Origin of the sequence: Oribacterium sp. KHPX15 (assembly GCF_900107835.1) — a bacterium.
Taxonomy (GTDB): domain Bacteria; phylum Bacillota; class Clostridia; order Lachnospirales; family Lachnospiraceae; genus Oribacterium.
This window is the reverse complement of record NZ_FNRG01000002.1, coordinates 204222-229791: the sequence shown is the minus strand read 5'-3', so window position 1 is coordinate 229791 and position 25570 is coordinate 204222. Positions and strand designations below refer to the sequence as shown.

Sequence of the window (25570 nt, the reverse complement as noted above, 5' to 3'; positions counted from 1 at the left end):
ACATTCTCTGTGAGAAGATTATGAAATTTGATTACAACTTCAAAAATTATGATTTTAGATTAGTTTTTTATATGGTGATCCTCAATATACTTGGGGTCTTGATAATGGCTTCGGCAATAAATGCTTCGGATATCAAAGACCCTCAGGTTGTGAGACAGATAATGGGCTCTTTTGCGGGATTCACTGTGTGTATACTGATCTCCCTGATTGACTACAGATTTATATTAAAACAGGCGAATCTTATATATCTTATTTCTGTTCTTATGCTTCTTGGCGTAAAAATCTATGGTACGGCCTCGGGACATGGAGCGGTGAGATGGATACAGGTGCCTGTTCTGGGGCAGGTTCAGCCGGCAGAGTTTGTTAAAATAGGACTTATTATCTTTTTTTCCAGATATTTTCACAAAAACCGCGAGCGTATTAATTCGCTGCATGTCATTCTTATGGCATTTGTTTTTTACACTATCCCGATACTTTTGGTATTGCTTCAGCCTAATCTCAGTACGGCGATCATAATGACCGTCATCATAGCTGCCATGGTTTATGCTTCGAACATAAGCTTTAAATGGATAATGGGAGTTGTGTTTATCATTGTCCCATTTGCGCTGATATTTGTTTATCTTTTTAAATCGGGTCTTTACGACAGAATCCCGCTTCTCCAGGGATATCAGGCGGAGCGAATACGTACTTTCCTTAACCCGTCTGAAAACACCCAGACATTCTATCAGCAGATGTATTCCATTATGGCCATAGGTTCAGGACAGTTCGCGGGAAAAGGGCTTAATAACGATTCCATTTTTTCGGTAAAGAACGGTAATTTCCTTGCCGAGGAGGATAATGATTTTATTTTTGCGGTTATCGGAGAAGAGTTTGGATTCAGAGGCTCTGTATTTATTGTTATTATGTTCTTGTTGATTATTCTTGAATGCCTTATAATAGCATCAAAGGCAAAAAAATTGGGCGGACGTCTTATTTGTGTGGGCATGATGGCGTGGATAGGGTTTCAGACCTATACTAACATCGCAGTAGCCACGGGTATTTTTCCTAATACCGGAATAACGCTTCCTTTCTTTTCCAGAGGTGCGAGCTCCCTGATTTCGGTCTATATAGGCCTGGGCCTGGTGCTTAATGTTGCCTTGCAGCGAAAAGAGGGCGGAGTTTAAATCTGATCCGATCCGGAAAGGTTTTGAAATGAATGTTGGATTGATAGCACATGATACAAAGAAAAAACTGATGCAGAATTTCTGCATAGCATATCGTGGTATACTTAGTAAGCATGATCTATATGCAACCGGAACCACCGGGTTGCTTGTAGAGGAAGTGACAAATCTCCGTATACATAAATTCCTTCCGGGAGAAACCGGAGGAGCCAGACAACTTGCTTCCCAGATAGAGCAGGGCAATCTTGATATGGTGATTTTTTTGAGAGATCCTCTTCATGTAAAAGCACAGGAGCCGGAGGTCAACTCAGTGGTACAGCTTTGCGATACTTACAATATTCCCATTGCTACTAATCTTGCCACCGCAGAGCTGCTTATCAAGGCTTTGGAGAGAGGCGATCTTGAGTGGAGAAATATCTAAGGAAAATATATGACTTATAGCATTATTACTCGTGAAATAAAAAGAAGATCCGGAGGAAGCTGTATTCGTACAGCACTTCCGGTTCTTTTATGTCTTATGTTTCTGACGGGCTGCGGACAGAAGCTTGAAAACAGATACAATGTGGATGAAGGTCTTTTGCGTATGAATTCCGTCAATACGAGTCTGACTGAGGGCGTTCATGCGCAGGGCTTTTCTGTGGGACTGGCTCTCCCTGACAAAACAAATTATAACTCTGAGGATATTACTGCAGAAGCAGCGCTTCTTGTGGAGTATGGTAAGGATGATCCGAAGGCAATTGCTTATAAGAATCCTTATGCCAGGACATATCAGGCGAGTATCACCAAGGTTATGTCGGCTCTTGTGTGTTTAAGACATATAGATGATCTCAGTCAGGAGTTTACCATAACCAAAAATTCAACCATCAATGTTTCCGGTTCATCAAGAGCGTGGCTCAGGACCGGAGAAACCTTGACGATAGAAGATCTTTTATATGGCATGCTGGTACCATCAGGAAATGATGCAGCTGTGGCTGTTGCTGAAGCTACCTGCGGATCGCTGGACGCCTTTGTTGAGGAGATGAACAGGACAGCTCTTGAAATAGGTGCTACAGGAACCCACTTTGTGAATCCACATGGGCTTCCGGATGATAACCACTACACAACACCCTTTGATATTTATCTCACCATGAATGAGGCTCTTAAGTATGACGTTTTCAGAAAGATCGTGGGAACCATAAGTTACAGTCCGAAGTATAAGGATTCAAACGGTGTTGCTAAAACCCAGGACTGGGCCGGCACCAACAGGTATCTGTTGGGAGAAGCGGCTTCCCCGGATGGAATAAAGGTTCTCGGAGGAAAGACAGGTACTACCAATGCCGCAGGCTATTGTCTCACAACTGCTGCGGAAAAAGTGTCTACGGGAGAAGAGTATATAGGCACTGTTATGAAGGCATCTTCAAAGGATGAGCTTTATAATAATATGACGGCACTTCTTCAAAAAATACATTAAACAGATGCGGAAACAAAGATCTGTTTAGGTGATTTTTATACAAAAAATGGTGTGGTACATATGGCTTTAATTGGTAATTGTTGCTTGAATTAGACCGTTTAATGTACTATACTGAAACTACAAAGTTTAGGAGGTACTTGACTATGGTACAGTTGATTGTAGGCAAGAGGGGCAAAGGAAAGACAAAACAGCTTCTTGATAAGGCAAATGCAGTTGTTAAGGAAGCAAACGGAAATGTAGATTTTCTTGATAAATCTGCACAGCATATGTATGAACTCAACAATAAGATCCGTCTTATTAATGTTAATGAATATCCTATTGATTCTGAGGATGCATTTGTGGGTTTCGTAAGTGGTATCATTTCTCAGGATCATGATCTCGAGTATATGTTCCTCGATAGTTTCCTTAAGCTTTCATCCTTGGAGGGCGCAGACATTTCAAATTGCATCAAGCGTCTTGAAGACCTTGGCGAGAAGTATAAGATAACATTTGTTTTAAGCGTTTCTATGGATGCTGATGAGCTTCCGGACAGTGTTAAGAAGGATGTAGCTATTTCACTTTAATCAATATTTCGGACAATGGCAGCTAAAGATACATCTAACGTTATAAAACATAATAATTTGCCTAAGATCAATGTAGGGATGGTAATCTTCGTGATTATCAGTCTCTACATTGTTTTTAGTGTGTATTCATATATCAAGAGAGACCAGATAAGGTATTATGAGGTATTGGAAGGCAGTATAGTAAGGCAGGAACAATACTCAGGGGTTGCCTTAAGGGAAGAAGAAGCTGTGGATGCGGTTTCCTCCGGATATATACATTATTACATCCAGGACGGAAAACGTGTTGCAGTGGGCTCGGCAGTGTATACTGTGGATGAAACAGGTTCTTTGGAATCATATCTGAAAGAGCATCCTGAGCTTACCCAGGAGCTGTCAAGCGAACAGGTAGCAGATATCAGATATAAGCTTTCGGATTTTTCGCAGTCCTTTAAAAACATTAATTATTCCGATTTGTACAATACAAAGATTTCTCTGGATGCCGCAACATTAGAGTATTCAAGTATTTCCAGCACACAGGATCTTGATTCTGTATTGTCACAGTTAGGAATAAACTACTCACGTATTTCGGCTGATAAGGCAGGTGTTGTGTCTTATTCCATAGACGGGTATGAGAATCTGACACCGGATGCTGTTACGGAAGACATGTTTCTTATGAACGGGTACAAGATGAATATCACGAAACCCGGAGATCTGGTTGAGGGTGGCGTGCCTGTATATAAACTTATCACAAGTTCCAACTGGTCCATCATTTTTCCGTTGGATGATGAGATTAAAGAAAAGTATCAGAATATGCACAAAGTAAAGGTGCATTTTACGGATAAGGATCTTTATACCAATGCTGTTTTAGATGTATATACAGCCTCAGACGGACACGAATACGGTCAGCTTTCGCTTAATGAACTTATGGAAGAGTTCTGTGATGAACGATTCATAAGATTTGAAATCGTCACAAGTGACAGAAGAGGATTGAAGATTCCGCTTAGTTCAATAACCGGTAAGGATTTCTTTATCGTTCCAAGGGACTTTATGGTGACAAATGAAGATGGAACTACCGGATTTAACCGTCAGACGATTTCTGCAGATGGTACCGGCACTAATGTAGAATTTGTTGAAAGTGATATTTATCGTCTTGATCAGCAATATTGCTACATAACTATTCCGGAAAAAACAGATACAAATGATCTCAAATTAAATGATTTCATAGTCAGACCCGGTGTTCAGGGATCTCAAAATGCAGATGTTTCAAATACTTATCATGTGGGTCCTGTTAAGACACTCCAGGGTGTTTACAACATAAACAGGGGATTTTGTGTATTTAGACAGATAATCCCTATCGAACAGAATAACGAATATGCTATTGTTGAAAAAAATACAGATTATGGCATTTCTGTCTATGATCATATAGTGATGGATGCATCCCTCGTTTATGAAGGTCAGCTGATATATCAATGATGACTTGATATAAGCAACAACTTACAATTTTCTGAAGATTGGCCTTTATATAGTATGTAAACCATTACTTCTTTGGAGGATTTGTTGACAAGGATAGAAATTAGTTTAAAATAATACGTATTAGATGAGGTCTGCTCATCGAATGGTTACGGGGGGATAGTAATGAGTTTTATCGGTAACATAATGAAAAACATGAGGGTTAATCAGGATGATGAGTACGATCTTCAGGATGATTACGATTTTGAGGACGGTTATGATGAGGAACCTCAGAGAAACGGATTCTTTTCAAGAAGATCTCAGGATGAGGATGATGATGTTGAGGATGTGAGACCTGCGAGACCTACACTTTTTATGAAGAAGCCGGCTCAGACCCAAACACACAGAAGCATGGAAGTGACTATGATAAAGCCAACCTCCATGGATGATTCCAGAGATATCTGTGATTATCTTCTTGATGGTAAGGCTGTCGTTCTCAATATGGAAGGGCTTCATATGGAGATAGCCCAGAGGATTATAGATTTTACTTCCGGAGCAGCGTATTCTATGAATGGTAATCTTCAGAAGATTTCCAATTATATTTTTATCGCAACACCGCAGAGCGTAGAGTTGTCGGGAGATTTTCAGAATATTCTCGCCGGCACTTCAGATACAGGTTTTAGCGGACTTAACTTAAGAGTTTGATAATGAAAAGCCGAGAGACATATCCAAAAAAGGGTATGTCTTTCTTTTTGGGAGGAAGCTATGTCTAAAATACTTGATGTCAATTATGAAGGTGAGTTTGCATACCATATTTATATAGAGAAGACCTTTGATGGTTTGAAGGGCGCTGTTTCTGAGCTTCGGATTTCTGACAGAAGGGCACTGATAGTTACAGATAAGAATGTGGCACCGCTATATCTTGATAAGGTTAAGGATATACTTTCGGAGTGTTTTTGCTTTGTGGATGAGATCATTCTGACTCCGGGTGAAGAAAATAAAAATACAGATTCCATAGCCCATATCTACGAAAGGGCTATACAGGATAATTTTGACAGAAATGATTTTTTAGTGGCTCTCGGAGGCGGAGTTGTAGGAGATATGACAGGATTTGCTGCTGCAACCTACATGAGAGGTATCAGATTTATTCAGATTCCTACCACGCTGCTTTCTCAGGTGGATAGTTCCATAGGAGGAAAGACCGGAGTGGATTTTCGTGCCTACAAAAATATGGTAGGTGCCTTCCACATGCCGTCTCTTGTTTACAGTTCTGTCAGCACTCTTAAATCTCTTGATGAAATTCAATATGCTTCCGGAATGGGAGAGGTTATAAAGCATTCTCTCATTAAGGATAAGGACTACTTTGGGTTCCTTACAGATAAACTTGAGGGCCTAAAGGATCGTGATATGGATGTCCTCATTGAGACGGTATACCGGAGTAATGTAATAAAAAAAGAGGTTGTTGAGAAGGATCCTAAAGAAAAAGGAGAGAGACAGCTTCTTAATTTTGGTCATACATTGGGACATGCAATTGAAAAATGCTCTGATTTCTCTTATAGTCATGGCCAATGCGTGGCTTTCGGATGCCTTGCTGCAATGCATATTTCTGATGTGACAACTGAGGAAGAAAATAAAGCTGTTTGTGAACTCATGAAAGCAGTTGGGCTTCAAACTACATTAAAGCCCATGGATAATCAGACAATCCTTGCGGCTACCAGAAAAGATAAGAAAATGGATAAGGGACATGTCAGATTCATTTTGCTTCATAGTTTGGGAAATGCATATATAGATAGCAATGTATCCGATGACAGCATGCTTGAGGCATTAGAATATATATCAAAATGATGGGGCGGATTTATCGGCAGATGTATGTCGTATACCGGGGCTCAATAAACATTATTAACTTAGGAGACGTTACTAAAGAATAATATGAATTCAAGAATAAAGAGAATACTTCTTTTTTTGCTCTTGGCGGTGGTTTTGATCATTCCCGATCAGCTTACAAAGCAACTGGCAGTAGAAACCTTAAGGGGGAATGCACGAATCCCGGTTATCAAGAACGTTTTATATTTGCTTTATGTGGAAAACCAGGGTGCCGCTTTCGGAGTATTTCAGGGGGCTCAGTACGCCTTTTATATCATAACTATAGTGGTGCTTATCGGCATTCTTTATGTAGTATACAAAACACCTTTGAATAACAAGCGTTATTACCCGGTTCTGTTTATTGCGGAACTTGTTTTTGCGGGAGCTATAGGTAATTTTATAGATCGCGTAAGTCAGAAATATGTGGTTGATTTTATATATTTCAGCCCTATAGATTTTCCGGTTTTTAATGTAGCTGATATATATGTTACCTGTGGGTGTATTGTCATGGTACTTTTGCTTCTGTTCTACTATAAGGATGAGGACTTTAATTATCTGAGAAGCAGCAAAAAAAATGCCGGTGCAGAATCAGACAAAGAAGATTCACTTATGGAGGAAAAATGATAAAGGTCAATGTTCCTGAGGGTGTAGATCAGGTCCGTCTTGATCAGTTTCTTTCTACACTGGAGGAACCTGAAATATCCAGAAGCTATGCTTCTAAGTTAATTAAGGATGATCGCATACAATTAAATGGAAGAAGCTGTAAAGCAAGTTCTAAGGTGAAAGAAGGGGACGAGCTTCTGATAGATATGCCGGAACCTGTATCTCTTGACGTGGTGGCTGAGGACATTCCTCTTGATATTGTATATGAAGATGAAGATTTTCTTATCGTAAATAAGCCTAAGGGTATGGTGGTACATCCTGCAGCGGGACATTATCAGGGAACCCTTGTCAATGCCGTGATGAATCATTGCGGGGAAGAGCTTAGTACCATAAACGGTGTTATGCGTCCGGGGATAGTGCATCGGATAGACAAGAATACTACGGGGCTTCTCGTGGTATGCAAGAATGATAAGTCACACAAATCCCTGGCAGAGCAGCTTAAGGAGCATTCCATAACAAGAAAATATGTGGCAGTAGTCTGTGGTAATATAAAAGAAGATTCCGGAACGGTGGATGCGCCATTGGGGCGTTCAAAGAAGGATAGAAAAAAGCAGGCTATCGATATGGTGGACGGAAGGAATGCGGTTACGCATTTCAGGGTTTTGGAGCGTTTTGGAGATTATACTCTTGTGGAATGTGTTTTAGAGACCGGTCGTACACATCAGATACGTGTTCATATGGCATCCATAGGACATCCTGTTCTTGGAGATGACGTCTATGGTCCCAAGAGATGTCCTTTCACACTCGAAGGACAGTGTCTCCATGCAAAGGTTCTCGGATTCATACATCCCTCAACAGGCGAATATGTGGAGTTTGATTCTGAGTATCCGGAATATTTGAAACAGCTTATGGATAGACTGCGGAAATAAATTATATATGAGTAAACCTAAAAAACAATTGACTAAAAAACAATTGACTAAAGAACAATTGAAAAAGATTAAGCTCGGAGTCCTGACCTTATGTATGGGGTTGGGACTTTTGGTGGTTGTTGTTTCTCAAAAATCCGTTAAAACAGTGGAATCAGAGGCAGTAGTTGAAACAACGGCAACGCCTTCGGAAATACCTGAGACAACAACTATCGAGGAAACAGAGCCTGAAACTGAAGAAGTATTTGTGCCATCTCCGTACAAGTTAAATCTGGCTTATGTTTTTCCGGAGGGGGTGGATGAAAGTGATCCTCTTAACAGTTATGCCGGTGAGATATACAAAGAACTTATGAAGGAGGACAATGATTATATTGCCAATATCTATGATACCTCAGGTGTGACTCCCCTATCTCTTGCGAAAAGACTGGGAGTAAGCTCCGGAAGAGTTATGGGTAAGTATAATCCTTCTGCGGGCGGGCAGGATCCGGATAACCCTGCCACCTGGTACATACCGACCTTTAAAAATGTTAATGTTTCCTTTTACGATGCTGACGGAAAAAGGGTAAATGAGTACTCCAATGTTAAGGAAATCATGTCAATGGCATCGGTTTATACCTATGCCCATGATTATCTTGATGTGGAAACATTCAAAAAATATTGTGAAGAACTGTATGATAAGTCCAGAAGGTATACGATCAGTATCGGTAAGGTTTATTACGACAGTGGCTGTATTAACCGTTCGGCTAAGGAAGAAGGGGAAGAAGCCAAGAAGATTGAAGAAGAACTTGAAAAGCTGAAAAAGCAGCTTGCAGAGGAAAAAACGGAGGACTCCGAAACTGAGACGTCTTCGGATTCCACTGATGCAGGCAGTCATAGTGATCAGTCTCCGGAATCCGATGGAACCGGGACAGAAGCTAATGGTAATGATGCCGGAGCATCTCAGGGGGAAACCCGACAGGAAACTTTAGATACATCAGGCGAGATGTCATCGGATCTGTCAGAAACCGAAACTCAGAGTAATGATTCGGATTTCGGGGCACAGACCGATAATGCCGGGGGCTCAGAACAGGGAGTTTCCCAACAGGAGACTTCTTATCAGGAAAGCTCATTGTCAGATGCAGGAAATGAAAATAACGGAATGGTACTCGCTGCGGCAAAGATACTTAATAAGGCTTCCTGGGTAAGGAGAATCAATCCTTTATTAAAGATTACGGCATACGGAGCTGAGCTTTCACAGGAAGAGTCCTCCGATATGAATTACGAATCACAGGTGATTGAAACGGCACCGGCTGAAATAGAGACGGAGGCTTCGGAAGAATCAACAGAAGAGAGTTCAACAGCCTATGAGTCAGTGAGCCTTGTTCCTGCATTGTATGATCATTCGGCTAAGGAAACGCTGGTTACAAAAGAGCCTGAATCTACGACAAGCAAATACTGGGAATATAAGGCAGGTCAGGGCATAGACATTATCAATGACGGAACAACTGCGGAAAACAAATCTACTGAAGCAGATGGTGATGAAGCGGTGGAAACGGCAGAGGCTTCATCTGAAGGTGAGGGTGAAGATAAAGAAGATAAGGATGAATCATCAGAAACAGAAGAAGGCAGCACTGATGAGAGTAAAGAGGATAGGATCATTCTCGGAACCTTTACCAGAGAAGAACTCCGAAATATGGATGATGCCACTCTTTATAGTCTTATAGAGGAGTCTCTGGAGGCCAAGGAGACCACGGAGGAAAGTAACGGAGAAACAGATGTAAAGAGCAAGAATTACTGTCCGGGACATGTAGATCTTTACGTGAGCGTTACGATTTACGGATTTAAAGAGGATGACGGACTAAGAAGTGTTGAGCTTGAGGCAGAGAAAGCGGATCAGGAAGAAACAGGAGAAGCTGAGGAAACCGACGGTTCGGATAAGGAAGAATCTGAAACAGTAGAATCTTCAGAGTCTGCTGAGGATGAGACATTGGAAGCGACAGACAATGAGTCCCCTGGAAGTGTCTGGGAAGGATGGACAGATGAACAGAAGGCTTATGCCGAAAGACTTATAGCTCAGGACTGGTTTAAGGTTTATGGATTGTCTATCTCAACCATCGATCCTAAAAATCCTTTAACTGAAGAGGAAATCTCCAAGTATATTGATGGTCTTCCCAAGGATATTTCAAAAGACAGAAAAAGAGTTATAAAGTTTGCCCTTGAATCAGTAGGTAAGATACCATACTACTGGGGAGGCAAGGCAAGCAGTAAGAACTACGAAGGCAATGCTTTCGGAAGCGTAGTTGAGGCAGATTACAGAGGCAGAGTGTTAAGAGGACTTGACTGCTCAGGATGGATACAGTGGGTATACTGGTCTTCTATAGGAAATAATCTGAATAAAGCATACAGTACATCCAGTCTCATAGGAGAGGGAGAAAAAATAAACAGAGCGGATCTTCAGCCCGGAGATGTTGTTATCCGAACCGGAGCAGACTCCCATGTGGTGATGTTCCTGGGATGGGCCGAAAATGGAAAAATGATTGCTATCCACGAAAATTCGGGAGCAAACAATGTTTCCGTCAATGAGGTTACGGCAAGCTATCCATATTATAGAAAGTTAATAAATTAATTTTTTAAAACCCATTGACAATTTCGAAGCGAGCATTTAAAGTACTTGAGTATGCCGCATGACGAGGTTAGAAGTGTGCATTATTGTACCACCAAAGTCAGCGAGTAATGATAAAAAGGAGGACCCTCGTAATGTATGCAGTAATCCTTACAGGTGGAAAGCAGTACAAGGTAAGCGAAGGCGATATCATTAGAGTTGAGAAACTTGATGTAAAGGAAGGCGACAAGGTTACTTTCGATCAGGTGCTTGTTCTTAATGATGGCGCTATGAAGATCGGTACACCGGTCGTTGATGGTGCTAAGGTATCAGCCACTGTTACTAAGAATGGCAAGGCTAAGAAAGTCATCGTTTACAAGTACAAGAGAAAGTCTGGATACCACAAGAAGAATGGTCACAGACAGCTCTTTACAGAAGTAAAGATTGATTCTATCGGCTAATTTTTTCAAAGTATTTAATGGAGGATAATCATGGCTCATCATAAAGGTATGGGCTCTACCAAGAACGGTAGAGATTCCGAGTCCAAGAGACTTGGACAGAAGAGAGCAGATGGTCAGTTCGTAAAGGCTGGTAATGTTCTTTACAAGCAGAATGGAACAAGAATTCACCCAGGTCTTAATGTAGGTCTTGGCAATGATTTCACACTTTTTGCAAAGGTTGACGGCGTAGTTAAGTACAGCCACCTTGGAAGAGACAGAAAGCAGGTATCCGTACTGCCTAGAGATGCTGAGTAATCTCGCTTGGTTTTTCAGAAAATCACCCCTGTACCGTAATATCGGTGCAGGGGTTTTGTTCTAATTCTGTCCACGGTTATTAGTGTTTTTAAGTGGTTCATAAGAATCCTAATGGATTCTTTCTTTAATTAATGTGTGAGTCTGTTATGGATATTCTTTCAGCAGTTGAGATGTTCAAGGAAGTGTTCCGGACTTATGCATTGTTTCTATTTGATTTGCTCTCTGAGGGCTAGCGACGCTATTTGCGGCGCGGGGATACCCTTGGGAAAGGAGAAATGATTCTATGTTTGCAGATATTGCAAAAATTTTCATCAAAAGCGGAAAAGGCGGTAACGGACATGTTTCCTTCCGTCGTGAATTGTTTGTACCGGCCGGTGGTCCTGACGGAGGCGACGGCGGAAAAGGCGGTGATATCATCGTTGAAGTTGATAAGGGTATGAATACTCTTGAAGACTTCAGAAACCGCCAGAAATATGTCGCAACCCCCGGTGAAGAAGGCGGCGGAAAACGCATGCACGGAAAAAACGGTAAGGATCTTGTTATTAAGGTACCTGAGGGTACTATCATCCGTGATTTTGAGACCAAAAAGATCATCGCGGACATGTCAGGTGACAATCAGAGACTTGTACTTCTTAAAGGCGGAAAAGGCGGCCTGGGCAATATGCACTTTGCCACACCGTCAATGCAGGCACCTAAGTTTGCACAGCCGGGTCAGGATGCAAGAGAGCTCTGGGTACAGCTTGAACTGAGGGTTATCGCTGATGTGGGACTGGTCGGACTTCCGAATGTAGGAAAATCCACCATTCTGTCCATGTGTTCCAATGCAAGACCTGAGATTGCAAACTATCACTTCACAACGCTTACTCCACATCTCGGAGTAGTTGGTTTAAAGGGTGACAGATCTTTTGTTATGGCGGATATCCCCGGTCTTATCGAAGGAGCCTCTGAGGGTGTTGGTCTGGGACATGAGTTCCTGCGTCATATAGAGCGTTGTAAAGTACTTGTTCATGTTGTAGATGCTTCAGGCTGTGAAGGAAGAGATCCCGTTGAAGACATTAAGACTATCAACGAAGAAATAGAGAAATACGATCCGGATATCCTTAAGAAACCTATGATCATAGCCTGCAACAAAACTGATCTTATCATCGATGAACAGGGTTCTGACAGTGCAGTTACAAGGATCAAGGAAATATATGAGCCCCAGGGTGTGAAAGTTTTTGCAATTTCTGCAGCCACAAATACCGGACTCCGGGAGGTTCTTGAAGCTGCCTGGACCTACGTTGAGGAAGCCGGTGCAAAGGAAGTCGAGGTTTATGAAAGCGAAGTCGATCTGGAAACCCTTGGACATAAAGAGCAGCTTGCCATCGAATACAAGAAGCTTGACGACAGCACTTACTCTGTTGAAGGACCAAAGATTGAGAAGATGCTTGGATATACCAATATCAGTACAGAAAAAGGCTTTGAGTTCTTCCAGCGTTTCATGGCTGAACAGGGGGTTATCAAGACTCTGAGGAAAATGGGTATTCAGGAGGGCGATACCATAAAGATCTATGGTCATACCTTTGAGTACTATGATACAGATGCTTATGAGGAAGAGGAGCTTGAGAAGGCTATCGATACAGCTTTCCCTAAACGTCATCAGCCAAAGAATAACGGAGAAGAAGAATGAAGAAATATATAAGAGACAGTAAGATGCGTTCTGAATTAAAGGGCGCAGCTATGAACATAGAACCGGTCCTTTCCATAGGAAAAAACAGCCTAACACCGGAATTTATCGAGGCTGTCAGAGAGAATATTGTTAAAAATGAGCTTATCAAGATCAATATCCTGAAGAATTGCGATGATGATCCAAAGGCCATTGCCCATACTCTTGCCGGACGTACCCAGTCAGAAGTTGTCCAGGTTATCGGTCGTAAGATCGTGCTTTATAAGCCGGATCCGGACTTTAAAAAGCGTAAGTATGAGATTTCAAAGGCTGAGCTTAAAGACGGCGGAAAAAACACGGGAAAGCATTCAAAAAGCAGGAATCACAATGCTGAGATTGCCGGCGCAAAGAAGAAGGCCTCAAGAAGCGGAATGAGTCTTCGATTTGTGGAAGAAGCCGACGAGGATTTCGATAACGACTTAGAGTGACAGAGGTACCGGTATGTTAACAGGGGTTCATGATAACAAAAAGAAAGTCGGTATAATGGGCGGTACGTTTGATCCCATTCACAATGCGCATCTTTCTCTGGGTCAGTGTGCTCTTAACCAGTTGTCCCTTGATGAAGTCTGGTTCATGCCGGCTAAGGATCCCTATTTTAAGAAAAACAAAAAGGTTACGCCTGCAAAACAAAGGTGTGAAATGACTTCTCTTGCGGTTTCTAGGAGAGAGGGTTTTAAACTTTCTCTGTTCGAGCTTGAACGGGAGGGAGAGACATATACAGCGGAAACATTGGCACTGCTTCATGAAAAGCATCCGGATATTCATTTTTATTTTATCATTGGGGCAGATTCAATGTATCAGATAGACACCTGGTATCATCCGGAGATGATAATGAAGCTTGCTACACTGGCTGTGGCAGGGAGACATTATCCTGATGGATATAGGAGTTTTCAGGAACAGGTGGAATATCTTAAAGACAGATTTCAGGCGGATATAGAGGTTCTTGATTATCCGGAAACAAATTTATCCAGCACTATGATCCGCGAAATGGTGGCGGAAGGCAAAGACATAAGCGGACTTCTGCCGGATAAGGTTAAGGAATATATCAGGGATAACAATCTGTACAGATCCTGACATCTGTTCATGGGGGATCATTTTATGGCATCAGACAAAAAAGCAAAGAAAAACGGTGATAAGCCGGATATTTCAGAGATTTATGAATACAGAAAGAAGCTTAAAAAGATTCTGAAACCTGACAGGTATGAGCATTCACTCAGTGTGAGCTTTACCTGTGTCTGTCTTGCAATGAGATACGGAGTTGATCTTTATAAGGCTGAGGCAGCAGGGCTCGTTCATGACTGTGCAAAGCAGTTCTCGGATGAAGAGCTGATAAAGCTTTGTAAAAAAGAAAAAGTAGAGCTTACAGATGATATGCTGAAAGCACCTCAGGTTATACATTCTGTTTTTGGTGCCGTATATGCCCGTAAAGAGTTTGGAATAGATGACAGGGATATTTTATCGGCCATATACTATCACACCCTTGGAAGGCCAAATATGAGTCTTCTGGAGGCTATAGTTTTCACTGCCGACTACATTGAAGCAAGAAGATATAAAGCTTCAAGGCTTACTGAGATCAGAAAGCTGGCATTCGAGGATCTGGACAGAGCTGTATACGAGATTAATCATGATACCATAACATATCTTGAGGAATCAGGAGGCTTCATCTGTAAAGATTCTTACGATACCTACAGGTATTACAAAGAACTTATTGAAACGCGCTGACAGCCGATAAAATAAATATCATCATTATGACAGTTATTTAAAGGAGTTATTTTTATGGCAAATGAAACTTCAAAGGAAATGGTCAAGGCAGTTTACAATGCTCTTTCGGATAAAAAGGGATATGATATAACTGTTATTGATATTTCGGAGGTATCTGTTATTGCCGATTATTTTGTGATCGCAACAGCAGACAACCTGAGACAGGTGGATGCACTCAGTGATGCGGTAGAAGATAAGATGGCTGAGCTCGATTTTGAGATGCGTCGTAAAGAAGGCGTTCCCAACAGCGGCTGGATACTTCTTGATTATAATGATATCATTGTTCACATCTTTGATAAGGAACAGAGATTGTTCTACGACCTTGAACGTATATGGTCTGACGGAAAAAAGATGGTTGATATAAATGAGCTATGATCGCAAATCCCGACTTATATAGTCGGGGTTTTTTTAGTTCTGCCATGGCTTTAAAGCGCGTCAAAATAATACTTCAAAAGAAGCCGTAAGAATTCTTTTTTTAAGTACAAATGTTTATATGATAGTTGCAATGAACGGATGTTTGTGATAAAGTTTTATTATATTTAATAATAAAAAAGGAGTATGACATGGGCAGACACAAAAAACAACCGGATGCTAATCATATGACACCAAAGCAAAAAGCAGTTTTTGAGTATATTAAACAATGTGTTATTGAGAGAAATTATCCCCCTTCTGTGCGGGATATTTGTGCTGCGGTAGGGTTAAAGTCTACATCAAGTGTATTTACATATATCAATGATCTGGAAACCATGGGATTGATAAAGAAAGATCCTTCACATCCAAGAGCTCTGATGATCACAACATCAGAGTTCCGTTCGGCGCCTGAACGAGAGGTGGCTCAGGTACCTTTGGTTGGTACTGTTGCGGCAGGGCTTCCTTTACTTGCTCAGGAGAATATCACGGATTATTTCCCCATTCCTGTAGATATGCTCCCAAACAAATCAGTATTTATGCTGACCATAAAAGGTGAATCCATGATCAACTGCGGCATACTTAACGGGGACCGTGTTATAGTAGAACAGCAGGAAACCTGCAACGATGGCGAGATTGTTGTCGCTCTCGTTGATGATAGTGCTACAGTGAAACGCTTTTATAAGGAAGACGGACACATAAGACTTCAGCCTGAGAATGACAGCATGGATCCTATTATTGTGCCTGATTGCAAGATACTCGGAAAAGTTATCGGTTTGATCCGTATGGGTATGAAATAACATTGTTGTTTCGGCAATATTTAAATATTGCCGAAACCGGAGATCCGGTATGATTGAAAGAGCAAAAGACGCATTAAATTATGATATCATTTATCATAAATTCAAAATGGCTCCAATGGACGGAGAATCGCTGGAGGATTTAAAGAAGGATATTAACGAATTATCCGGAAAACTTGAAGCCTGTGGTATATATGTTCATGTTTTTGAAAGCAATGTCCAAAAGAAAAGCGGGAAATCACGGGATGGTTTTGTAAATGTTGAGGTTGGCATACATGAACATCACAGGACCAGAGGAGCCGGATGGTTTAAACGAAAAGAAAGTCAGGTTACGGTGGGAGAAGTGTATAAATTCTCTTTAGAGCACAATACCAGGGAAACTGCGGAATTTGCCGGGGTTTCTGTAAGGACGCTGTACAACAGGAAAACCTTGCTAAAGAACCGGGGTAAATGGCAGGAAGATAATCCAAGCATGTTTTGATGAAATTTTTATTTTTTAATGAGTTATCAGATTGGAATTTATTACCGATATAACACTATATGGTTTTTAGATAAGTGACGACATGATGTCGTTTTATTTTTCGTGAAAGATCAGTGTGATCAGTTTTCATTTAGAAAGGTAATGGTTTCAATGGAAAGAATGCAAGGTGACAATGATAGTTCATTAATAAAAAATGCGTTTTTGTTATTCGACAAGATGTCGGAATTACAAAAAAAACTTCCTGTGGCATATGCTCTTTTTCAAATTGTAGAAAATGATAAGCATGACGGAGCTGTTGATGCAAAATATCTTTACGCTAACGAACGCTTTTGCAGAGGTATCGGACATGATAAAGAAGATCTGGTAGGGCATCTGGCTACAGAAACCTATGAAGATGAAACCAAAGAATTGTTTTATTATGCCTATAAAGCTGCGTATCGGGGAGAAGAGAGTAACTATACAACCTACAGCAAAATACTTGGACATTGGGCGGAGTTTATTATTGCCCCGACCAATATTAGAGGGTGTTGTATAGTAGTGTGTACATTCATCGATGACAGTCATCTGGAAAGAGAATTGCTGCGAAGAAATTCAACTACAGATGATGCTATAGTACGTATCAGTCGTCTTCTCAGCAATGAGGATGATTATGATGCTGTTATGAATCAGGTTCTTCTGGAGCTTAGTCGGGTTATCCATCCTGAAAGAATTTATATACTCAGCACTGACAGGGTTGTTGTGGATCTGGAGTTTGAGTGGTGCAATGACGGTATTCCTACTCACAGGGAAAAACTTTCAAAGCTTAGTTATCAAAAGTACTTTGGAAACTGGGAAAAATACCTGAATCGCGACAGAGCGGTTATAAAGATTGACGATATCGATATTTTCAAAGAACATGAAAAAGATGTATATGAAAATTTAAAGGACAGAGGAATTCAAAGATTTGTATGTGCGCCGTTCTATGATAACAAGCATCAGATACTTGGCTTTTTATGCGCGGACAATTATGAAATTATCGATGATATCGACACTCGTAAGATCATAGAGAGTATTTCTTATTTTATCGGATTTAGGATCAGAAACCATACATTGATGAAGCTTTTGGATTACAGGGGTACTCATGATGACCTGACCGGCCTTAAGAACCGACGTGTCTTTGGAGAGGCATTAAAAGCTGTTTCACAGACCAGAGATACATATGGAATTTATTATGTAGACCTGAACTTCTTTAAGTATGCCAATGATAATTACGGACACCATGTGGGTAATGAGGTTCTTCAGGAAACTGCCATAAGACTCAGGGATGCATCCCGTCATGAAGTATTCAGAATTGGCGGTGATGAATTTGCTATTTTGATAGACGAGGAGCTTCCGGAAGAAGAGTACAAGAAAATCCTGGAGGATATGGACGCAGCATTTAAGGTTCCTATATTGGATACAAAGGATTACAGGATAACCATAAGCGTAAGTGCCGGCTACGCAATAGCACCGACGGACAGTACAAGTCCTAACGAGCTGAGAAAAATTGCAGATCAGCGCATGTATGAGAAAAAGAAATTGATGCATGAGAAAATCATAAGCGAAGGGGGAACAGATCCCAGAGGATAAAAAAGAATCTCCAAAGTTCCTGAGAGGAGGTCTCCAAAGTTCCTGAGATGTTCTCGAGCTGATTGAGTGGCAGACTAAAAAAAAGAGCCTTACGAGGCTCTTTTTTTAATCTCCAAAGTTTAATGTGGTTTCCCAATGTTTTAGTCTGTTCTTAATCGAACCTTGTTTCGGGCACTTCTGCGACGTTCGTCTTCCAAAGCGGCATAGTGTTTTTTTGTGGTATTAACGTCATTGTGTCCCAGAACGTCTGCCACCAGGTATATATCACCGGTTTCTTTATATAGATTGGTGCCATAGGTGCTTCTTAATTTATGGGGAGTGATATGCTTAAGAGGCGTTACAGTTTTGGCATATTTTTTTACCATATATTCTACAGATCTCACAGTGATACGTGAGTTTCTCAGAGAAAGAAACAGAGCATCCTCGGAGCCGTTTTCTGGTACAAGATGTTTTCTGTGATCCACGTATTGACGTAAAACTCCCTCGACTTCATCGCCAAAGTAAACGGTAACCTCTTTGCCGCCTTTTCTGTGGATATGAATGCCGTTATTATTAAAGTCTACATCTGAGATATTAAGGCCTACACATTCAGATACTCGGATTCCGGTGCCTAGCATGAGTGTCATCATGGCAACATCACGGAGTTCGGTTTTATCATGGAATACCTGTTGATGTTTGGTGAGGTTGTCTCCGGTTTCGACTTCATCCAGAAAATCTGCAACTTCATTGGAGTCCATTCGAATGATTTCATGGTCTTTCAATTTGGGCATCTGTAATAGGGCGGCAGGGTTGTTCTGTATAAGCTGATTACGATAAAAATAGTTATAGAAGCTTCTCAGGGAAGCAACTTTGCGCTTTATGGCAGTGCGGCTGTTGATAACATCTGTTGTTATTTCATTTCCCTTTGAGTCTTTAGTCGTTCGTTTACGGTATTTAAGGTATTCAAGAAAGTCTTCAAGATCCAAAACGGTTATATTACTTATGTCATCCAGAGAGATATCCCTGATGGCTTTGCTTCTGAATATAGGATTTTCATCTCTAAGAAATTGGAAAAACACTTTTAGATCATAAGCATAAGCGATACGGGTTCTTGATGAAGTCCGTGGTTCGATGCCCCTGAAAAAAGTAGTACAGCATTGGGGCAGTTCGGAGAGCAGAGATCTTAATTTAAGAGTATTTTCTTTATCTACCTGCTCATGATATTTTAATGCCATTATTTTTCCTCCGATTTTCAAGTGAAATAGTTCTGTCGGTTTAATGGGTATAAGTATATATGAATATTAGTGCATAAATGATAATAATTTCACAATCTGACGATCCAAATCATTATTCTTTGTATATTATAACAAAGAGAAGCATAGGAATGTAGAAAGGTTTTGCGAAATAATGACGGATATAACGAAAAAACAAGATGTTTTTTAGCTATGATGACATACAAATTTCCTATTATTTTCATAATATAAAGCTATGTTGCGGTTGCGAGGGTTTATACTCAGTGTTATAATTGCATTTGGTCAGATACAATCATAGGCCAAGGAGACAATGTCAGGGTTTTAATTATTCTGATATGCAGCAACGGTTCTTCGCGAAGCGAAATATTAAAGGACCGGTGTCAAAAGCGAAAGAGGTAAAGACATGAATGATTATTTAGAAATTGTAAATGTTCACGCGCGTGAGATTCTTGATTCAAGATCTAACCCAACAGTTGAGGCAGAGGTTACTCTTGCAGATGGTACTGTTGGAAGAGCAGCCGTACCAAGTGGTGCATCCACAGGTCAGTTTGAGGCTCTTGAGCTTCGTGATGGCGATAAGAGCCGTTATGTAGGCAAGGGTGTTCTTAAGGCTGTTGAGAATGTTAATACTCTTATCAATGACGCTTTACAGGGCGTAGATGCATCAGACGTTTATGCTGTAGATGCAGCTATGTTAAAGCTTGATGGTACAAAGGATAAGTCAAAGCTCGGTGCTAATGCTATCCTTGCAGTATCACTTGCATCAGCACATGCAGCTGCTGAGTCTCTTGGTGTTTCTCTTCATCAGTTCCTTGGTGGTGCAGCAGGCTGCGAGCTTCCTGTTCCTATGATGAACATTGTTAACGGTGGTGCACATGCTGCAAATAACATTGATGCTCAGGAGTTCATGATCATGCCGGCAGGCGCTCCAAGCTTCAAGGAAGGTCTTCGTTGGTGTTCAGAAGTATTCCATGCACTTCAGTCAGAGCTCAAGGCTAACGGTCTTGCAACAGCTGTAGGTGATGAGGGTGGTTTCGCACCTAACCTTGCATCAGATGAGGAAGCTCTTGACTATATCGTAGCTGCTATCAAGAAGGCAGGATACGAGCCGGGTAAGGATTTCGTACTTGCTATGGATGCTGCTTCTTCTGAGTGGAAGAGCGACAAGCCAGGCGTATATCACCTTCCTAAGGCTGGTAAGGATTTCACAACTGATGAGCTTATCGATCACTGGAAGAAGCTTACAGAGAAGTATCCAATCATCTCTATCGAGGATGGTCTCGATGAGGAAGATTGGGAAGGCTGGCAGAAGATGACCAAGGTTCTTGGTGACAAGGTTCAGCTTGTTGGTGATGACCTTTTCGTTACAAACGTTGAGAGACTTCAGAAGGGTATCGACCTTGGCGTTGCTAACTCAATCCTTATCAAGCTTAACCAGATTGGTTCTCTTTCAGAGACAATGGACGCTATTAAGCTTGCTCACAAGCATCACTACACAGCAATCGTTTCTCACAGATCAGGTGAGACAGAGGATACAACAATCGCTGATCTTGCTGTAGCTCTTAACACATGCCAGATCAAGACAGGTGCTCCTTCAAGATCAGAGCGTGTAGCTAAGTACAACCAGCTCCTTCGTATCGAGGAAGCTCTTGGTGATGGTGCTGACTATCCTAAGTTCAACGCATTCAACGTTAAGAGATAATCTTTTCGTAGTAATAAGAAGATTTAAGGCGGAACAGTATAGCTGTTCCGCCTTTTTCAGTATGTAATAATGATGAGTCTGTTATAAACATTATTAATAAATGCTACAAATGTGACATAGAAATCGGCAACAATTAAATATTGCCGATTTCTATGGATGTTTTGAGTTTTCTCGTGATACAATAAATATATATAATCCAATTGCTATTAATGTTGTGAAAATCAGCCAGCCAAAAGGAAGATAGAGGAGCTTATTCATGAAAAGTACGGTGGAAATCATGATTAAGATGGAGGCAAAGGATTGTGCCGTGCCTATCAGCTGGAATTTTTTTTGGAACCAGGGATACTCAGTATCATGTACCAACAGTCCGTCATGAACATATTGTATTGTATACAAAAGTGCCTGTTCCGGGGATTTATCATAAATTCCGTTTTCATGAAGGAAAAATCCGCCTTTTTCGCACAATGAGTAAATCATATTGTATACAATTTCTTTTTTTAGCTCATTAACCGGAATGCTATATAAGACATATAAGAATACATTTCCGGTATCATTTATACGTTCCAGATAAAAAAGAGGAGATATGGAGGTAATTGCATCTAAATTATCTGAAATTAAGTTTTTTTGTATCTCAGATTTAAATTCCAAAAATGAGTCTGTATCAATCAAAATCTGATCCAATGTATTGCAGGATTCTTTGTCAGAGCCTGTAATTATATTGAGACAGAATAAACTGTCCGGATGCTCAGAATAAAAGCGTCTGAATTGATTTATCCAGGTTGATTCAGCATTAAAACGATCGATACCTTTTTTGATTTCGGTATATGAACCATCATTAGAAAATATTCTTATTTTATTGGTATTGTCATTTCGAAGTCCGGATACAGACATCAATGTATGGACAGGGTGGATGTCCAGGTCAAATTTCAGCTCAAAATTATCTAAATAGCTCATAATTCATTATTTCGCAAAACACCAGTTTAACGAAGAGATAATAGGAAAATTCCGGTGGGCCCCTGATGTTTCGGCAATATTTAATTGTTGCCGAAACATCAGGATTGAAATGTAAAAACTCCGAATAATCCATCTTATTCAGTTTAGGAATATTCGGAGTTCATTATTTATAAATATTTATTAATTATTGCCGTACCATGTTTTCGGAAGCAATAAAATCATCATAGGTAGGATTTCCAATCTTCCTGCAAGCATGTCTATGGTCAGAATAATCTTACTTAAATCAGAGTATTCCGAGTAATTGCATACAGGGCCTACTGCACCAAGTCCGGGACCTATATTGTTGAAGGTTGCGGCTACTGCAGAAAAGTTAGTTACAAAATCAAATTTATCAAATGAAATGATAAATACTGATACCAAAAAGATAAACACGTACATTATAAGGTAACAGTTCACGGATCTTACAACTGAATGCTCCAGTCTCTTTCCTTCCAGCCTTATATGTCTCACAGCTTCAGGATGAAGAAGAACCAAAAGATCCTTGCCGATCTCCTTGAATAAAATGATAACTCGGGATACCTTGATTCCGCCGCCGGTTGAACCTGCACAGGCACCACAGTACATCAGGAACAAAAGAACCATCTGGCTCGGCTGCGGCCAGGTATTAAAGTCCAGAGTTGAAAAACCTGTTGTGGTTATAAGTGATGCTACCGTAAAGAAGCTGTGATGCAATGAATAAATCAAGTCGCCGCCACACATCTTTAGAATATTAAAAGCGATAAAAATGCTTGATGCGATTATTATAGCAAAATAAACTCTTGCTTCCTCACATCCAAGGGCGTCCTTGTATTTGCGTTTCTGCATAAGATAATAGACGTTGAAATTAACACCGTACATTATCATGGCTATGGTAATGAGAAACTGGCAGAACATGCTGTAATCGCCCATTCCTGAGTTCCTTACTGCGAAACCTCCGGTGCCGGCAGCACCAAAAGCGATACATAAGGCATCAAATAAATCCATGCCGCATACAAAAAAAATCAGTATCCATGCAATGGTCAGGAAAAAATAAATCTTGTACAGGGCCTTGGCGGTGTCAGCAACCCTTGGAACCATTTTACTTACTGCAGGTCCCGGAGATTCGGCCTTCATTATCATCATGTTATATCCGCCGCCCAAAGGAAGTATGGTAAGAACAAGTACCAGTACTCCCATTCCGCCTACCCAGTGACTGAAGGAACGCCAGAACAGTAAGCCCTTTCCTAAATGCTCCACCTCATCGAGGATTGAGGCTCCGGTGGTTGTAAAACCTGAAACTATCTCAAACACCGCGTCGATATAATGAGGAATGGTGCCGGTAATGTAGAATGGCAGGGCCCCGATAAGGGATAACACGATCCAGCTGAGGGCACATATTACGAAACCTTCCTTGACGTAATAGGCGATTTTTTTAGGCTTTCTCAAGGTCACAAGGGTTCCTATGAATAAAGACAACAACGCACTTATTCCCAGTGCCGAAAAGGCCCACAATTCCTTGTAAATCAATGCACACAGCATGGGTAAAAGCATGAGGCCTGCCTCAAGCTTCAGTACCCATCCAAGTACATATACGATCATATTTATGTTCATGTATCAATAAGCTCCCTTATGCAAGAATATCCTTAAGATCATTGAAACCCGTGTTTGTAGTGACAACAATGGCACTGTCACCGGGAAGCATGAAGTCAGAGCCTCTTGGAGTAATAAGATTGCCGTCACGAACGATAGCAGCAATAAGAACATTAGGCTTAAATCTCAATGAAGAGAACTTGTGATTTACCAGATTGGGATCATTGCCCACTCTGAATTCCAAAGCCTCAGCTCTTCCGTCTGCAATCTTAAACATGGTTTCCACATTTGATCCCTGTGAATTCTGGAGGGCTCGTACATACTGAACGATATAGTCTGCTACAATCTGTTTTGGATAGATAACTGAACCCAGGTTTAGCTCATTAACCACATCTTCAAAGGAGATACGGTTGATCTTGGTGATAAGTCTTGCCTTTGAAAGCTTTCCTGCATACAGAGAAAGCATGATATTCTCCTCGTCAATTCCGGTAAGGGAACAGAATGCGTCGGTTCTTTCGATGCCTTCTCTTATAAGCATATCCTGATCGGTGCCGTCAGCATTGATTATGGTTGCTTCAGGGAATTCGGCTGCAAGAAAATCGCAGCGGTCATGATCTATATCAATGATCTTCAGTTTGCAGCGGGATTTGGAAGCCTGAAGGTATTTGGCAATGTAGTAGGTGACTCTCCCACCTCCGATTATCATGATATTCCTGATAGGAGCAAAATCTATACCGAGGAGGATGACGAAAGCATTAGCCTGCGGGGCATTGGCGATAAAGCTTAAGATATCTCCGCTTCTGATTTCCTGTTTTCCGGATGGGATGATGACTTCATCGCCTCTTTCAATGGAGCATATGAGTACATTAACATTTAACTCATGATGTATATTGTGGAGTTTTATGCCTGAGATACTACTGTTTTCAGGAACCCTGACTCTGAAAAGATCGATCTTTCCTCTTGAAAAGCTGTCGATTTTCAATGCCTGTGGGAAATGCAGCAGTCTTTCAACTTCCTTTGCAGCAGCCATTTCGGGATTTATAACTGTGGCAAGGTTCAATTCGTCTCTGAGATAGGTGATTTCATTAGTGTACTCCGGATTTCTGATACGAGCTATGGTGCTGCAATTACCCTCCTTTTTGGCGATAAGGCAGCATAACATGTTGATTTCATCAGAATCCGTTGCGGCTATCAGAACGTCAGCGTTTTTTACACCTGCTTCCTGCTGTATCTCAAGCATGGCGCCGTTTCCGGTTATGCCCATAACATCGATGGATTCCACTGCATGACGTAATGCTCTCTCATTGGTATCTATAATGGTAATATTATGATTCTCTTTGGATAGCTGCTCTGCAAGCGTAAGTCCGACTTTGCCGCAACCTACAACAATAATGTTCATATATTAAATTACTCCTTAAAGATTGGTTTTATCTTCTTCCCCTGAGCCGGCCCTGTCACGTTCGTCAAGATCCCTCTGCAAAGGTTCCAAATAGTGTACGAACATATCCTTCAGTGAACGGATCAGATAATTGTGATCTATTTCGCCGTAGTTAAAGGATTTTTTGCCGCCATTTTCCATTCTTTCCCAAAAATAAAGTATGTCACGGAAAGGAATGTAGTACATTTCGTTTCTTTCTGTAAATGAAAGAATGATAAAACTGATGCCGCCCTGTTTTTCAAATTCACTCATGAATCTGACCTGGTGAGGATGAAGATTCGCCAGGGGCCAGAGATCCTTGGCGCACTCTTTTGCATCAAAACAAATAGGAATGCCTTGCACGATCCCAATGTAGTCTACTGTTGACTTCTGGTCAAAATAAGCCAGTGTGATCTGGGTGTGCTCAGCATTCATATTTATAGGTGTGATGGGCGTTGGTATCTTTTGGACAACCGCCAGATGCTTATCCTGGTAAGCCTCATTGGTTCGGTTTATGAGATCTTCAAGTTGAGAACCTCTAAGTCCTCTTGATTTCCAGGTGCCCATT

The 25570-nt window shown here is 41.0% G+C and carries 25 protein-coding genes and 1 pseudogene; 21 read left to right on the top strand and 5 right to left on the bottom strand.

What is annotated here, in order from left to right; translation table 11 throughout:
• The first annotated feature begins 20 nt into the window (after positions 1-20).
• From BLV86_RS02390 to BLV86_RS02295, 20 genes and pseudogenes are all read left to right on the top strand, one after another.
• The gene (locus BLV86_RS02390; RefSeq protein WP_031553097.1) at positions 21-1163 is read left to right on the top strand and encodes an FtsW/RodA/SpoVE family cell cycle protein; all 1143 of its coding nucleotides are present in this window, start codon (positions 21-23) and stop codon (positions 1161-1163) included.
• Between the two features lie 28 nt (positions 1164-1191).
• Entirely contained in the window at positions 1192-1581 is a 390-nt protein-coding gene (locus BLV86_RS02385; protein WP_031553094.1) for a methylglyoxal synthase, read from the top strand.
• 9 nt (positions 1582-1590) lie between these two features.
• Positions 1591-2610, top strand: a complete 1020-nt coding sequence (locus tag BLV86_RS02380) for a D-alanyl-D-alanine carboxypeptidase family protein (protein WP_090814986.1) — start codon at positions 1591-1593, stop codon at positions 2608-2610.
• Between the two features lie 143 nt (positions 2611-2753).
• Positions 2754-3173 (top strand): hypothetical protein, encoded by a 420-nt coding sequence (locus BLV86_RS02375; protein WP_031553088.1) that lies wholly within the window; start codon positions 2754-2756, stop codon positions 3171-3173.
• 15 nt (positions 3174-3188) lie between these two features.
• Positions 3189-4625 carry a biotin/lipoyl attachment domain-containing protein gene (locus BLV86_RS02370; protein ID WP_090814985.1) on the top strand — a complete coding sequence of 479 codons (1437 nt, stop codon included), beginning with the start codon at positions 3189-3191 and terminating at the stop codon, positions 4623-4625.
• 162 nt (positions 4626-4787) lie between these two features.
• On the top strand, positions 4788-5306 hold the full coding sequence (locus BLV86_RS02365) for a cell division protein SepF (protein WP_031553082.1): 519 nt from the start codon (positions 4788-4790) through the stop codon (positions 5304-5306).
• A gap of 60 nt (positions 5307-5366) precedes the next feature.
• Positions 5367-6446 (top strand): 3-dehydroquinate synthase, encoded by a 1080-nt coding sequence (aroB, locus tag BLV86_RS02360; RefSeq protein WP_090814984.1) that lies wholly within the window; start codon positions 5367-5369, stop codon positions 6444-6446.
• Between the two features lie 84 nt (positions 6447-6530).
• Positions 6531-7088: a signal peptidase II gene (gene lspA, locus BLV86_RS02355; RefSeq protein WP_031553076.1), complete on the top strand. Its 558-nt coding sequence runs from the start codon at positions 6531-6533 to the stop codon at positions 7086-7088.
• Entirely contained in the window at positions 7085-7996 is a 912-nt protein-coding gene (locus BLV86_RS02350) for an RluA family pseudouridine synthase (RefSeq protein WP_090814983.1), read from the top strand. Before lspA ends, BLV86_RS02350 begins: the two co-directional genes overlap by 4 nt.
• Before the next feature lie 7 nt (positions 7997-8003).
• Positions 8004-10598, top strand: a complete 2595-nt coding sequence (locus BLV86_RS02345) for an NlpC/P60 family protein (protein ID WP_090814982.1) — start codon at positions 8004-8006, stop codon at positions 10596-10598.
• Between the two features lie 131 nt (positions 10599-10729).
• The gene (gene rplU / locus BLV86_RS02340; protein ID WP_031553068.1) at positions 10730-11035 is read left to right on the top strand and encodes a 50S ribosomal protein L21; all 306 of its coding nucleotides are present in this window, start codon (positions 10730-10732) and stop codon (positions 11033-11035) included.
• A gap of 30 nt (positions 11036-11065) precedes the next feature.
• Entirely contained in the window at positions 11066-11329 is a 264-nt protein-coding gene (gene rpmA / locus BLV86_RS02335) for a 50S ribosomal protein L27 (protein ID WP_029200208.1), read from the top strand.
• Between the two features lie 283 nt (positions 11330-11612).
• Positions 11613-12998, top strand: coding sequence for a GTPase ObgE (obgE, locus tag BLV86_RS02330; protein WP_090814981.1), 1386 nt, complete (start codon positions 11613-11615; stop codon positions 12996-12998).
• Positions 12995-13288: pseudogene (locus tag BLV86_RS18590) on the top strand (YhbY family RNA-binding protein); the annotation flags it as partial. The gene obgE and the pseudogene BLV86_RS18590, both read left to right, overlap by 4 nt.
• Before the next feature lie 187 nt (positions 13289-13475).
• A complete protein-coding gene (gene nadD / locus BLV86_RS02320; protein WP_090814979.1) occupies positions 13476-14108 on the top strand; it encodes a nicotinate-nucleotide adenylyltransferase in 633 nt (210 codons plus the stop codon).
• Positions 14109-14132: 24 nt separating this feature from the next.
• Positions 14133-14756 carry a bis(5'-nucleosyl)-tetraphosphatase (symmetrical) YqeK gene (yqeK, locus tag BLV86_RS02315; protein ID WP_090814978.1) on the top strand — a complete coding sequence of 208 codons (624 nt, stop codon included), beginning with the start codon at positions 14133-14135 and terminating at the stop codon, positions 14754-14756.
• A 54-nt stretch (positions 14757-14810) separates the two neighbouring features.
• Positions 14811-15170 (top strand): ribosome silencing factor, encoded by a 360-nt coding sequence (rsfS, locus tag BLV86_RS02310; RefSeq protein WP_031553049.1) that lies wholly within the window; start codon positions 14811-14813, stop codon positions 15168-15170.
• 188 nt (positions 15171-15358) lie between these two features.
• Entirely contained in the window at positions 15359-16003 is a 645-nt protein-coding gene (gene lexA / locus BLV86_RS02305; protein WP_081828155.1) for a transcriptional repressor LexA, read from the top strand.
• Positions 16004-16052: 49 nt separating this feature from the next.
• On the top strand, positions 16053-16481 hold the full coding sequence (locus BLV86_RS02300; protein ID WP_031553043.1) for a hypothetical protein: 429 nt from the start codon (positions 16053-16055) through the stop codon (positions 16479-16481).
• Positions 16482-16631: 150 nt separating this feature from the next.
• Positions 16632-18089: a sensor domain-containing diguanylate cyclase gene (locus BLV86_RS02295; RefSeq protein WP_175456415.1), complete on the top strand. Its 1458-nt coding sequence runs from the start codon at positions 16632-16634 to the stop codon at positions 18087-18089.
• Between the two features lie 140 nt (positions 18090-18229).
• Here BLV86_RS02295 and BLV86_RS02290 read toward each other — a convergent pair whose 3' ends face one another.
• Complete coding sequence (locus tag BLV86_RS02290; protein WP_090815022.1) at positions 18230-19306, bottom strand: tyrosine-type recombinase/integrase; 1077 nt, start codon at positions 19304-19306, stop codon at positions 18230-18232.
• 418 nt (positions 19307-19724) lie between these two features.
• Here BLV86_RS02290 and eno point away from each other — a divergent pair, with 418 nt between their 5' ends.
• Complete coding sequence (eno, locus tag BLV86_RS02285; protein WP_029200215.1) at positions 19725-21023, top strand: phosphopyruvate hydratase; 1299 nt, start codon at positions 19725-19727, stop codon at positions 21021-21023.
• Between the two features lie 150 nt (positions 21024-21173).
• On the opposite strand, the gene BLV86_RS17510 is transcribed toward eno, so the two are convergent.
• From BLV86_RS17510 to BLV86_RS02265, 4 genes are all read right to left on the bottom strand, one after another.
• A complete protein-coding gene (locus tag BLV86_RS17510) occupies positions 21174-21692 on the bottom strand; it encodes a hypothetical protein (RefSeq protein WP_139297868.1) in 519 nt (172 codons plus the stop codon).
• 465 nt (positions 21693-22157) lie between these two features.
• A complete protein-coding gene (locus BLV86_RS02275) occupies positions 22158-23606 on the bottom strand; it encodes a TrkH family potassium uptake protein (protein WP_090814976.1) in 1449 nt (482 codons plus the stop codon).
• 16 nt (positions 23607-23622) lie between these two features.
• Positions 23623-24984: a Trk system potassium transporter TrkA gene (gene trkA, locus BLV86_RS02270; protein ID WP_031553027.1), complete on the bottom strand. Its 1362-nt coding sequence runs from the start codon at positions 24982-24984 to the stop codon at positions 23623-23625.
• 15 nt (positions 24985-24999) lie between these two features.
• Complete coding sequence (locus BLV86_RS02265) at positions 25000-25569, bottom strand: Holliday junction resolvase RecU (protein WP_044916878.1); 570 nt, start codon at positions 25567-25569, stop codon at positions 25000-25002.
• Position 25570: the final 1 nt, after the last annotated feature.